Origin of the sequence: Pseudomonas sp. BCA17 (assembly GCF_004519405.1) — a bacterium.
Lineage (GTDB): Bacteria > Pseudomonadota > Gammaproteobacteria > Pseudomonadales > Pseudomonadaceae > Aquipseudomonas.
This window is the reverse complement of record NZ_SGWI01000011.1, coordinates 13,005-25,231: the sequence shown is the minus strand read 5'-3', so window position 1 is coordinate 25,231 and position 12,227 is coordinate 13,005. Positions and strand designations below refer to the sequence as shown.

The 12,227-nt window shown below is 61.5% G+C and carries 10 protein-coding genes and 1 pseudogene; 3 read left to right on the top strand and 8 right to left on the bottom strand.

What is annotated here, in order from left to right; genetic code table 11:
* Positions 1-122: 122 nt before the first annotated feature.
* Positions 123-1,121: a D-xylose ABC transporter substrate-binding protein gene (gene xylF / locus EXW71_RS27970; RefSeq protein WP_123717980.1), complete on the bottom strand. Its 999-nt coding sequence runs from the start codon at positions 1,119-1,121 to the stop codon at positions 123-125.
* Between the two features lie 149 nt (positions 1,122-1,270).
* Entirely contained in the window at positions 1,271-2,587 is a 1,317-nt protein-coding gene (gene xylA, locus EXW71_RS27965; RefSeq protein WP_134661211.1) for a xylose isomerase, read from the bottom strand.
* 139 nt (positions 2,588-2,726) lie between these two features.
* Here xylA and EXW71_RS27960 point away from each other — a divergent pair, with 139 nt between their 5' ends.
* Positions 2,727-3,902, top strand: coding sequence for a XylR family transcriptional regulator (locus EXW71_RS27960; RefSeq protein ID WP_134661210.1), 1,176 nt, complete (start codon positions 2,727-2,729; stop codon positions 3,900-3,902).
* Here the strand turns inward: EXW71_RS27960 and EXW71_RS27955 are convergent.
* From EXW71_RS27955 to EXW71_RS27945, 3 genes are all read right to left on the bottom strand, one after another.
* Entirely contained in the window at positions 3,899-5,164 is a 1,266-nt protein-coding gene (locus tag EXW71_RS27955) for a carbohydrate porin (protein ID WP_134661209.1), read from the bottom strand. The genes EXW71_RS27960 and EXW71_RS27955 overlap by 4 nt on opposite strands.
* Positions 5,165-5,220: 56 nt before the next feature.
* Positions 5,221-7,629, bottom strand: a complete 2,409-nt coding sequence (locus EXW71_RS27950) for a glucose/quinate/shikimate family membrane-bound PQQ-dependent dehydrogenase (RefSeq protein WP_134661208.1) — start codon at positions 7,627-7,629, stop codon at positions 5,221-5,223.
* Between the two features lie 114 nt (positions 7,630-7,743).
* Positions 7,744-8,619 (bottom strand): bestrophin family protein, encoded by an 876-nt coding sequence (locus EXW71_RS27945; RefSeq protein WP_134661207.1) that lies wholly within the window; start codon positions 8,617-8,619, stop codon positions 7,744-7,746.
* 334 nt (positions 8,620-8,953) lie between these two features.
* Between EXW71_RS27945 and EXW71_RS27940 the strand changes: the two genes are divergently transcribed.
* Both EXW71_RS27940 and EXW71_RS27935 read left to right on the top strand, forming a co-directional pair.
* Positions 8,954-9,805, top strand: coding sequence for a hypothetical protein (locus EXW71_RS27940; protein ID WP_177421611.1), 852 nt, complete (start codon positions 8,954-8,956; stop codon positions 9,803-9,805).
* Positions 9,806-9,807: 2 nt separating this feature from the next.
* Complete coding sequence (locus EXW71_RS27935) at positions 9,808-10,848, top strand: GGDEF domain-containing protein (RefSeq protein WP_167659707.1); 1,041 nt, start codon at positions 9,808-9,810, stop codon at positions 10,846-10,848.
* Positions 10,849-10,850: 2 nt separating this feature from the next.
* On the opposite strand, the gene EXW71_RS27930 is transcribed toward EXW71_RS27935, so the two are convergent.
* The 3 genes and pseudogenes from EXW71_RS27930 to EXW71_RS27920 form a co-directional block, all read right to left on the bottom strand.
* Positions 10,851-11,453: a glutathione S-transferase family protein gene (locus EXW71_RS27930; RefSeq protein WP_134661204.1), complete on the bottom strand. Its 603-nt coding sequence runs from the start codon at positions 11,451-11,453 to the stop codon at positions 10,851-10,853.
* 30 nt (positions 11,454-11,483) lie between these two features.
* Complete coding sequence (mug, locus tag EXW71_RS27925; protein ID WP_123717988.1) at positions 11,484-12,017, bottom strand: G/U mismatch-specific DNA glycosylase; 534 nt, start codon at positions 12,015-12,017, stop codon at positions 11,484-11,486.
* Positions 12,014-12,193, bottom strand: a pseudogene (locus tag EXW71_RS27920) (LysR family transcriptional regulator); the annotation flags it as partial. The pseudogene EXW71_RS27920 and the gene mug, both read right to left, overlap by 4 nt.
* Positions 12,194-12,227 lie beyond the last annotated feature (34 nt).

The window sequence follows — 12,227 nt, the reverse complement described above, 5'->3', positions numbered from 1 at the left end:
GCTCACACAAAGGACTGACGACGTTACTGGAGGAGCGAGCGTGCTCGCGAAAAACGTCAAGTCACCGCGTTTATCCAGGTTTCCCGCGTTTTCGTTGACGATCTTCGCCGGCAAGCCGGCGCCTACAGGCCGATCTGTGCCTTGGTATAGAACCCGTCTTTTTCCAGCACGTCGATATTGGCCTTGGTCAAGGGGGTGGGCGTGAGCAGGATAGTGTCGACCTTTTTGCTGCCGTTATCGTATTGCGAGCTGTAGGTCGGTTTTTCATTGCGCGCCAGCTGTACCGAGAGTTTGGCCGCTTCGGTGGCGATCAGCTTGAGCGGCTTGTACACGGTCATGGTCTGGGTGCCGTCGAGCACGCGCTTGACGGCGGCCAGGTCGGCGTCCTGGCCGGAGATCGGCACCTTGCCGGCCAGCTTCTGCGCGGCCAGGGCCTGGATCGCACCACCGGCGGTGGCGTCGTTGGAGGCAACGATGGCGTCGATCTTATTGTCGTTACGGGTCAGGGCGTTTTCCACGATGCTCAGGGCTTCGGTGGGGTTCCATTCCTTGACCCACTGCTGGCCGACGATCTTGATATCGCCTTTGTCGATGGCCGGTTGCAGCACCTTCATCTGACCTTCGCGCAGCACTTTGGCGTTGTTGTCGGTGGGCGCGCCGCCGAGCAGGAAGTAATTGCCCTTGGGCGCCGCTTGCAGCACGCCGCCGGCCTGCATCTCGCCGACTTTTTCGTTATCGAAGGAGATGTACGCGTCGATATCGGCATTGAGGATCAGGCGGTCATAGGACACGACCTTGATCCCGGCCTTCTTGGCTTCGGCGACGGCGTTGGTGAGCACGGTGGCGTTGAACGGCACGATGACGATCACATCGACGCCACGGGAGATCAGGTTTTCAATCTGGGAAATCTGCTTCTGCTCGTTGGCGTCGGCCGATTGCACGAAGACTTTGGCGTCGAGTTTTTCCGCTGCCGCAACGAAGTAGTCGCGGTCGCGGGACCAGCGTTCCAGGCGCAGGTCGTCGATGGAAAAACCGATTTTCGGGTGCGCGGAGTCGGCCATCACCGGCAGGGCGAGCAGGGCCAGGGCGGTGGCGAGCAGGGTACGTTTGAATGACTTCATGGTAGCGCGTCCTTTTATTGTTGTTGGAAGACTCTAGACAAACATCGTACGCGTGGCGAGCGAGCTTGCTCGCGTTGGGCTGCGCAGCGGCCCCACAAAACAGGGAGCGCTGCGCACTCCAGCGCGAGCAAGCTCGCTCGCCACAGGGGTCAGCGATAGATGAAGCGGTTGACCACGCCCTCCAGCATTTCTTGCCGCCCGCTCACGGCCTGCGGGTTCAGCTCATTGGCGAACGCATGCTCGGCCAGCGATTCCAGGCTGAACTCGCCGGCCAGTACGGCCTGGCCCAGCGGCTGCCGCCAACCGGCATAACGCTGGTCCTTGAATTGCTGCAAGCGGTCGTTCTGCACCATGGCGGCTGCGCGTTCCAAGGCCAGGGCCAGTACATCCATGGCCTCCACGTGCCCATGGAACAGGTCCACTTCGTCCAGGCTCTGACGACGGACCTTGGAGTCGAAGTTATAGCCGCCGTTCTTGAAACCGCCGGCCTTGAGAATTTCATAGGTGGCCAGGGTCATCTCCTCGACGCTGTTGGGGAACTGGTCGGTGTCCCAGCCGTTCTGCGGGTCGCCGCGGTTGGCGTCGATGCTGCCGAAAATGCCGAGGGACACGGCGGTGGCAATTTCATGGTGAAAGCTGTGCCCGGCCAATGTCGCATGGTTGGCCTCGATGTTCACCTTGATCTCCTGTTCCAGGCCGTACTCATGCAGGAAGCCGAACACCGTGGCGCTGTCGTAATCGTATTGGTGCTTGGTCGGCTCCTGGGGCTTGGGCTCGATCAGCAGGTCGCCCTTGAAGCCGATCTTGTGTTTGTGCTCAACCACCATGCGCATGAACCGGCCGAGCTGTTCACGCTCGCGCTTGAGGTCGGTATTGAGCAGGGTTTCATAGCCTTCACGGCCGCCCCACAGCACGTAATTGGAACCCTTGAGCCGCAGCGTGGCATTCATTGCGCTGAACACCTGGGCGGCTGCGTAGGCAAACACCTCCGGGTCGGGGTTGCTGGCGGCGCCGGCGGCAAAGCGCGGGTTGCTGAAGCAGTTGGCGGTGCCCCACAGCAGCTGGATACCGGTTGCTTCCTGATGGCGCTCCAGGTGATCGACCATCTGCGCAAAGTTGTAGCGATACTCCTTGAGTGAACTGCCTTCGGGGGCGACGTCCGTGTCGTGAAAGCTGTAGTAGTCGATGCCCAGCTTGGAGAAAAACTCGAAAGCGGCCTGCGCCTTGCCAATCGCCAGGTCCATCGGCTCGCCGCTGCGCTGCCACGGCCGCTTGAAGGTGCCCATGCCAAACATGTCTGCACCGGGCCACACAAAGGTGTGCCAATAACAGGCGGCCATGCGCAGGTGCTCACGCATGGGTTTACCGAGGATCAGCTTGTCGGCGTCGTAATGGCGGAAGGCGAGGGGCGCCTCACTGTCAGGGCCTTCGAAGCGAACCTTCTCGACACCGGGGAAATACTGCATGGCGTTTTCCTTATTGTTCTTGGCGGTGTCTGGATACTAGCAACGGCGTCGGGCCCGCCGATTATGAAAATCACCAAGGGAGGGTGCGATTTTGAGTGGTGAGGTTTAGTCTGTGACGACTGGCCTCAGGACAACAACAATGAAAACCCTACCGCCCGTTCACCGTATCGCCTTGCTGTTCAACGGCAGCAAAATCTACGACCGCGGCATCATCGCCGGCATTGGCAATTACCTGAGCAGTACCCGTGCGTCCTGGGACCTGTTTCTGGAGGAAGACTTCCTGTGCCGCCTCAGGGGCATCGAGCGTTGGCAGGGCGACGGCATCATTGCTGACTTCGACGACCCGCTGATCGGCGAAGCGCTGGCCGGGAGCCGGTTGCCGGTGGTGGCGGTGGGGGGCTCCTACGAGGATGCACACGCCTATCCCAAAGGCATTCCCTATGTAGCCACCGACAATCACGGTTTGATGAAGCTGGCGTATGAGCATTTGATTGAGGCGGGGTTGACCCGGTTTGCCTGTTTCAGCCTGCCCCAAGCCCAGGCCAACCGCTGGGCGCAGGAGCGCGAAAAGGCCTTTCGCGCGCTGTTGACGCGTGATGGTTTACCGGTGGAGATCTATCGCGGCCTGGGCACCAGTGCGCCGCTGTGGGACAGCGCGGTGGAGCAACAGATCTCCTGGCTGGAAAGCCTGCCCAAACCCATCGGCATCATCGCCGTCACCGATGCCCGCGCCCGGCAACTGCTGCAAGCCTGCCTGACGGCGGGGATCGCCGTGCCGGAAGAAGTGGCGTTGATCGGTATCGACAACGACCCACTGACCCGCACCCTTACGCGGGTGCCGCTGAGTTCGGTGATCCAGGGCACCGAAACCATGGGCCGCACCGCCGCCGCCCTGTTGCACCAGATGCTGCACGGCAAACCCTGCGCCGGTACGCAGATTCTGGTGCCACCGGAGGCGATCAACGTGCAAGCCTCCAGCCTGCACCAACCCTTGGGCAACCCCTACGTGATGCAGGCCCTGCTGTTTATCCGCCAATACGCGTGCCAGGGCATCAAGACCGCCCAGGTGGCGGCGTACGTGGGGGTATCGCGCTCATCCCTGGAATCGCACTTTCGCAAGGAGCGCGGCTGCAGCGTGCACGACGAGATCCTGCGTTTCAAACTGGCGGCTGCCGCCAAGGGCCTGCAGAACCACACCGTGGCGATTGCCGAGATTGCCGCGCGCTGCGGCTTCAAATCGGCGCAGTACCTGCACACGGTGTTTCGCCGGGAGTTCGGCTGCACGCCACGGGAATATCAGCAAGGCGCGGCCTAGAACACGGCTTTGACCTGCAATCCCAGCACCAGCGCGTTGTCGATTTGCTCACCCGAAAAGGCTCCCGGCTCGATGATGTATTGCACATCCGGGCGCAGGGCCAGCCAGGGCGTGGCCTGGTAGCCATAGCTGAGTTCGATCAACTGCTCTGCATTGTTCAGATTGGGGTACTCGGTTCCCGCGTTGAACGCCGCCAGTTCCTGTACATCACGGCTGCGCGGGTTCGGCACGGCCCGTCCATACCCCAGGGCCAGCGTGTCTCGCGGCCGGCCTTCGAACGGTTTGTACAGCACCACACCCGCGCCATACCACTTGCTGAACGGCGACGCCGCCGCGCTGGCCGCGGAGTACTGGCCGAAGGCATGCAGCGTGCGGCCGGCGGAGGAGTCGGAGGCCCACACCGCTTGATCGATCAGCAGGTAATGGCCGCCGCGTCCGTTGACGTCCTTGTTGCTGCCGATGCGTTTGACAGTGGAGCTGTCGTAGTAATAACCCAGCTTGTATTCACCTGGCAGCGGGCCTGCGTGTTTGTAGACCAGCTCCACCGGCACCACGGTGCCGGTGGTGTGTTTCGGGTCCAGGCGCCAGGCGCGGCTGGAATTACCGTTGCTCTCGGGGTCGACATTGAACGCCGCGACGCGCAGTTGCCACGCCGGTGAAAAATCGTATTTCACTCGGGCGCCCAGGCGCGCATTCGGGTAGTTGGTCCAACCGCTGCCGCCGGACATGTTCAGCGGGTGCCCGCAGAAACCGGCGTTCATGAAGTTGCACAGAATGCCGCTGTCGAGGCCGCCGAGGTCATTGCCCATGGCCATGTAGCCCAGCTTGACGTTAAGCGCGGGGGTGAACAGCGTGCGCTCGTAGCTCAGTTCGGTGAGGCGGGTGTAGAGACCGCCGTAGTTTTCCTGGATCGGCAGGCGGTTGCCCACCAGATCCTCGGAGGCGCTGTTGCCGCGACGGTCATTGACGGTGACCTGGATGCGGTCGCCATGGTTGAAACCGTAGAGCTTGCCCAGGTCGAACTGCACGCCGAGCTTGATGTTCTGCGAGTAGCGCGCCGAGCGGTGCAGGCCACCGTCGGCGTTGTAGGCGGTCTCGCCGCTGTAGTCGCCGGTGAAGCGGATGCCTTGTTCGTCGAATTCACGGCGCAGGCCGCCCCAGTCGCCGGTCAGGCGGGTGTCATCGGCTTGAGCGGGCAGGGCGGCGCCAAAGGCCAGGCCCAGCAACAGGCGCCCAATGGAAATAGGAGAAACGGGGATCATGCAGGTTCTTCCAGACAGAAGGCGCGGTGCAGGAGCACCGCGCAAACAAGGGGAGGTCAGGGCAGGGCGTAGGCGATCACGTAGTCGCCACGGTCGGTGGACTGGCGTGCGCCACCCGCGGTGATGACCACGTACTGCTTGCCGGTTTTCGGCGATACGTAGGTCATCGGGCCGCCCTGGCTGCCGACGGGCAGGCGGGCTTTCCAGATTTCCTCACCGTTGCCGCTGTTGAAGGCGCGCAGGTAAAAGTCCTGGGTCCCGGCGATAAAGATCAGGCCGCCCTGGGTCGACAGCGTACCGCCGAGGGTCGGCAGGCCGATCTTGATCGGCAGGTGCATGCGGATACCCAGTGGGCCGGTGTCTTCCACGGTGCCGACGGGGACTTGCCACGCAACCTGCTGGGTCTTCATGTCGATGGCGGTCAGGGTGCCGAACGGCGGCGCCTGGCACGGAATGCCGGCCACCGACAGGAAGCGGTTTTTGTTCACCGCATACGGCGTGCCCTTGAGCGGTACGGCGCCCATGCCGGTGTTGAGTGCTTCACCGCCGGACGAGGCTTGAGCCTTGTTCTGCGACGGGATCATCTGGATCCACAGGCCCAGGCGCATGTCGTTGACGAAGATGAAGCCGTGCACCGGGTCGGTGGAAATGCTGCCCCAATTCATGCCGCCCAGGGAGCCTGGAAAACTCAGCGATTTATCGGTGCCCGGTGCGGTGTACAGGCCGTCGTAGCGCATGCCCTTGAAGTCGATGCGGCACAGCAACTGGTCGTACGGCGTGGCGCCCCACATGTCCGACTCGGTCAGGGTTTGCGCGCCGATCTGTGGCATGCCCACCGATTTTGGCTGGGTCAGGGAGTACGGCTCGTTAGGGATGTTCGCCGCTTTGACGGGCACTTCCTTGACGTCGGTCAGTGGCTTGCCGGTGGCGCGGTCGAGCACATAGATCTGCCCGGCCTTGGTGCCGATCACAACGGCGGGTACGGCCTTGTCGCCACCCGGCGGGGTGAAGTCGATCAGGCTCGGCTGCATCGGCAGGTCGAAGTCCCACAGGTCATTGTGGACGGTCTGGTACACCCATTTTTCCGCACCGGTGGACGCATCCAGGGCCAACACCGAGGCGCCGTATTTGTGGTTGAGCTGGGTGCGCTCCACGCCGTAGATATCGGTGGAGGAGCTGCCCATCGGCAGGAAGACGGTGTTCATCAACGGATCGTAGGACATCGGTGCCCAGCTGTTCGGCGTGCTGCGCACGTAGGTGCTGCCGGCTGCGGGGGCTTGTTTGTCCTCGGGGTTGCCCGGGTCGAAGGCCCAGCGCATTTGCCCGCTGATCACATCGAAACCACGGATCACGCCGCCAGGCATGTCGGTCTGCACGTTGTCCGCCACGCGCCCGCCGACCACCACGGTGGTGCCGGCCATCAATGGCGCCGAGGACAATTGGTAGTAGCTGTCCGGTACATCACCCAGGCCGGCTTTCAGATCCACCTGGCCGTGGGTGCCGAAGTCTTCGCAGAATTTACCGGTGTCGGCATCCACCGCGATCAGGCGCGCATCAATGGTGTTGGTCAGCAGGCGACGCTGGCATTGCGCACCGGCCGGTACGCTGGCGGCGAGGATCGGCGAGCTGTTGGGCTGAGTCGGTTGGGCAATCGGCGCGGTGGCGTCGAAATAGGCCATGCCACGGCAGCGCTGCCAGACCGCCGACTTGGCGTTGACCTCGTTCTTCCACAGCTCTTTGCCGGTGTCGGCATCCAGTGCGATCAGGTTGTTGTGCGGGGTGCAGATGAACACCTTATTGCCGACCTGCAGTGGCGTCAGTTGGTCTTCGGCGCCGTTGCCGTCGCTGATGGCCACGTCGCCAGTGTGGTAGGTCCAGGCCACCTTGAGCTTATTGACGGTGTCGCGGTTGATCTGGTCCAGCGCGGCAAAGCGGCTGCCGCCTTCGGTATTGCCGTAGTGCGCCCAGTCTTTTTGTGCGTCGGCTGCGGCCACCGGCGTGATGCCGGGGCCTTTACCGGTCGGCGCCACGCTGGGGTGGGCGACAAACATATTGCCTGCCGCGACCGCCACGCCTGCTGCCAGCACGGCGGCAACGCCATAGGCGCCGCGTGCAGGCCGGTTGACCAGCAGCGGATACACCAGCGCCACCGCCACGCCGATCACCGCGAACATGAACACCCGCGAGAACAACGGCCAGAACACCAGGCCTACATCCGCTATGGCCCACACGGCGGTACCTGTCAGGAACGTCGCGAACAACCAGGCGCCGGCGGGTTTGCGCTGGGCGATCAACAGCCCGGAAACCGCCATCGCGGTGCCGCCGACCAGGAAGTACCAGGAGCCGCCAAGGCTGACCAGTTTGGCACCGCCCACGGCCAGCGCCACGCCGAGCAGGCCGATGATGATGCCCAGGCCCAGCAGGAGAAATCTTGAAGCGCCAGCGGCGCGCGATGCTCGTTTCATATCGATAAAGGCTCGAAGGTGAGAGGCAGAGGCGCGATTTTAGCAATATAAGTAACCAGTTAGTACATTGTGCTCGAGAATAGTCTGTTACCGGTTCGGCAATGATGCCCGGCATCAAGCCAGGGCATCACGCTGCATGGACTGCAGGTTTTTCTCGATGTTCTCGCAGATGGTTTCCATCTGGATCTGGTGTTCGCTGGAGCGAAACGGGCTTTGCAGGTCGGTGCCGATGCGTTCGATCGCCAGCAGCATGAAGCCCACCACCGTTGAAGCCAGCGGGGTAAACCAGCCCAGGGACTCCACCAGGCCCACCGGCACGATCAGGCAAAACAGCGTAATGAACAACCGGGGAAAGTACACGTAAGGGTAGGGCAGCGGCGTATTCGCAATCCGCTCCATGCCGCCCTGGCTGTTGGACAAATCCACCAGGGTCGACTCCAGCCGCGCCAGGCGAATGCTGTCCAGGCGCCCGGCCTGGTATTCCCGGGCCAGCAAGGTGGCCGAACCGGTGAGCAGGTCATTGGCAAAGTTATTGGTGGCGCCGTTGCGTGCGAACTCGTCCGCAGGAATGAACGCGCGCACCTCATCGGGGCATGGTCGGCCCCTGAGGTGCGCCGCCAGGCAGTTCACGTAGGCGACATGGCGACGCAACAGGGTCGATTTGACCGGGTTCACTTCGCCTTGGGCATCATCGAGCAAGGTCAACACCTGGCGTGCGTAACTGCGCGAGTTGTTGACCATCGCCCCCCACAACGTGCGCGCTTCCCACCAACGGTTATAAGCGCTGCTGTTACGAAAACTGATCAATACCACCAGGGCCGAACCCAGCAGTGTAAGGGGCATCAGCGGCAGGTTGATCTTGGCATTGAGGAACAGCATGAAGTCCACCGTGACGGCGATATCCCACAACAGCAGCCATAACAGCGACCAGCCCACATAACCCATGGTTTTGATGATCAGACGGTACTTCTTGAGGATGGCGGCTTTCAAATCAAGACCTCGCAGGGACGGTTGATAACAGTGCTCTGATTCGGACGTGCGCAGTCCGAGAAGGTTCGCTGATCAATGTCTGGATGGAGTTATTCAATAAGTGCAAGGCGTAATTACGGGAGAAGTGTCACAAGCGTTCTCTGGGTTATGGGCGATTAGCCCCTTGGAACAACTTTGGTACTGATGACGTCTGGTCGGTCAATCGCTGTACATTGCGCCATCAGGCAAAGCGCTATTACCTGAAGTCTTGCGACGTGAGTTGTTTTGGGACCGGGTCACAGGAACTTCTGTGGCCGAGATCAGTGGAAGATAGTTGGTTGGTCAGGGCTCATTCATGCACGTCAGTTCGTTGAAGTTGGCTATATGTCACACGGCGCAGGAGCTCGAACGCCATGTGGATTTTGAACGTTTCATCCGGGCGCATTACACGGTGCAGTTGGGTCCCTATTCAAAACGGCCGTTTTTCTACAAAAGCGCACTCAAGTACAGCCGTTTGATGGTGTCCGTGGCTTTGTTGAGTGATTACTTCTGCAAACCGACGCCGTTACTGTCCGATGTCAAAAGCTTTTGTGTGGCGCGGGGGTATTGCTCGCGAAACAGCCTGGAATCGATCTTTTCGCTGTTACGCGCGCTGGGCTTCATGGACGTCGCGCCGCACCCCGAAGACAGCCGCTTCCGGGTGTATGCGCCGTCGGAAGAAGCTTGCCGCGAAGTACGTTTGATGTTGACGTCGATTACTCACTCATTGACGCTGATGTGCCCGGAACGCGCCGTCCTCCGGCAAATGCACGCGTTGGACGATCAGCAGTTCCTGGCCACCTATTTCAAAGGCTTTGGCGTCATTCTGGCCGCCGACCTCACCGTCGATGTGTTGCTGCCCGAGTGTTACTGGCTGGTTAAAAGAGATGCCGGGCATATGTTGATGCTCGCGATCTACAACGATGCTTTTGCGCCGGACAATCAACGGGCACGGTTTCGTTCGTCTTCCTACCTGGCCTTGGCCAAACAACTTTCAGTGTCGAAAACCCACGTTATCCGAGTGGTGCAGGAGGGGGTTGAAAAGGGCTATTTCAAAGTCCACTCCAAAACCCGATTGGAAGTGCTGCCGCGGTTTGCCAGCCTGGTGCGGCGGTTCATGGCTTTTTCATTTGCGGTGAGCGTGCATGCCGTTGAGATGGGAGCGTAGAGATGCCTGCTCACTTGAAGTTGAGACTCAGAATGCGCCGGTTGCTCTCGCCGGCGGTCATCCAGGCCGAAGGGATTGGCATTGTGGCCTGGGCGGCGCTGCTGCTGATTCATCCGGCCATTGAGTTCGACAGTTTCTCGTTGTTGCTCAGTGCTTGCCTGCTGGTGGTGTGCCGGCTTCATTACGTCATCGAGAACTTGCACCTGTGGCGCTTGCTGGGGGTTGTCTACGTGGTGGTGTTGTCGGCAGGTTTTGCCTATGTCATCGGCGCTCATGACGAGTTGCGTGTTTTCGTCTTGCCGTTGGCGGTCATACTGGTCATCAGCAGCGCCATCCTGTTTATCAGTGTCCAGGACTATCTGATCTGTACTTCGCTGGTATGGCTGATCCTGTGGCCGTTGATGCAGACGGATGTCTACGTTGAAACGCAGACCTTCCTGTGGCTTTTTTGCGCGTCGTCGGTGTCGATCGGCTTTGTCCTGAGCTTTTCCTATTTGAAGACCCTGCGCTCGGTACTGTTGGTGGAAAGCGAGTTCCGCGTGATGGCGGAGACCGATTACCTGACGTCCATCCTCAACCGACGCGCGTTCATGCAGTGCTTCGACGATCTGCTTGCCGATGGCCAAAGCGGCTACTTCCTGATGCTGGATATCGACAGTTTCAAATCCAAGAATGACCTCTACGGCCACGATGTCGGCGACAAGATCCTGTGCGCCATGGCCGCCTGCCTGAGAAATGCTAAAGGCAGCCACAGTTTCGGCCGGATCGGCGGCGAAGAGTTCGGCGTGCTGTGGCTGGGCGATGACTCGGCGCTTGCCTGCGACTTTGCCCTGGACCTGTTGCAGGCGATCCGGCGCAGTGTTGCCGCGCCGCACAACTACACCTGCAGTGCGGGCATGGCGCGGTTTTCGGCGGGGGCGGATATGTCGGTGGTGCTCAAGGTCGCCGACAGGAATTTGTACAGCGCCAAGCGTAATGGCAAGGATTGCGTGTATCTGGAGGGCGAGCCCGTCGCCGCACCGTGCGGTGCGACGACTGAGTGAGTTTACTCGATGGGGTAGCGTTTGAAGGCCGGGTGCTGCTCCAACTGCTCGGCGTGGCGTTGCAGGTTGGGAAATGCGTCGGCCTTTACCACCGAGGGCACGGTGAACTGGCTGAAGGACCAGGCCACTGCCGCCGTCAGCGACGCTTGGGACAGCACATTACCAGCGGCCTGGCCCAGCTGTTTGTCGAGCAAGCCGAAGGCGGCCAGCAGTTGCCCGCTGACGCGTTCGAGCCAGGGAGCGTGTTGTTTCTCGGCGGGGCGCAGCTTTTGCTCATACACGATCTGCACGCTTTTCTCACAGGCGGCCAGGGCCAGCCCGAGCAGTTGCAGGTCGTGAGCGCGTGCAGCGGGCGATTGAGGCAACAGCTTTTTACCGGCCGGGGCCAGGGTCTCCAGATAATCCAGGATCAGGCTCGAATCCATCAGCACCGTGCCATCGTCCAGCACCAGGGTGGGCGCCTTGACCACCGGGTTGATCTGCGCGAATTCGCTGTAAGTGCTGAACACCGACAGCGCTTCATGGGTGAAGTCCACCCCGTACAGGTCCAGGGAAATGGCCACGCGGCGTACGTAGGGCGAGTCCAGCATGCCGATCAGTTTCATGAAGCCTCCATTGCTTTCGGGGTGTCGGGCTCAAGAGAGTAAGGGCACCGGCTCGGCGTGCGCAATGGCTTCACGCAGTGGCTGGTACGCCTGCACCAATTGTTCCAGGCTGAATGCCAGGTTGCGCCCGCTGGGGTTGGGCAGCACCCACACATTCGCCCCGGCGAAGGGTTGCGGCTGCAACCCCCAGGCAATCGTGCGCCGGCCGGACAGTGCGCTGTAACCCGCCTTGCCGAGAAACGCCACGTAGCGCGGCCGGCAGCGGCCAATTTTTTGTTCGAACGCCGTCGCCGCCTGCATGAATTCATGCCGGGCCAATTCCCCCGCGCTGGCGGTGGGCCGCTCCACCAGCGTGGTCAGGCCGCAGCGGTATTGCAACAACGTGGGGCCGTCCTCGGGGCGAATCTCATGGGGCGTGAAACCCGCCCGGTGCAGCGTGCGCCAGAAGCGGTTGCTGCGATTGGCAAAGTGCTGGCCGATGGCGGCGGAGCCCTTGCCGGGGTTGATGCCGCAGAACACCACGCTCAGGTGCTCGGCGAGGATGTCTTCAAGCCGCTCGTTCATGTAGGGTTCACCTGCAAATGGGTCGGCAGCCACGCGGTGAAACGGCGCGCCATGGGCTCGTGTTCACTGTCACGATGGGCCAGCAATGCCCAACGGGGCCCGCGTATAGTGGCTTGCGCCAGGGGCGACAGCAACCCGTCTGCCCGCGCCTGGCGACTGAGCAACTGGCTGACCAGGTGGCGGCATCCATCGCGTGACCAACCACCCGCC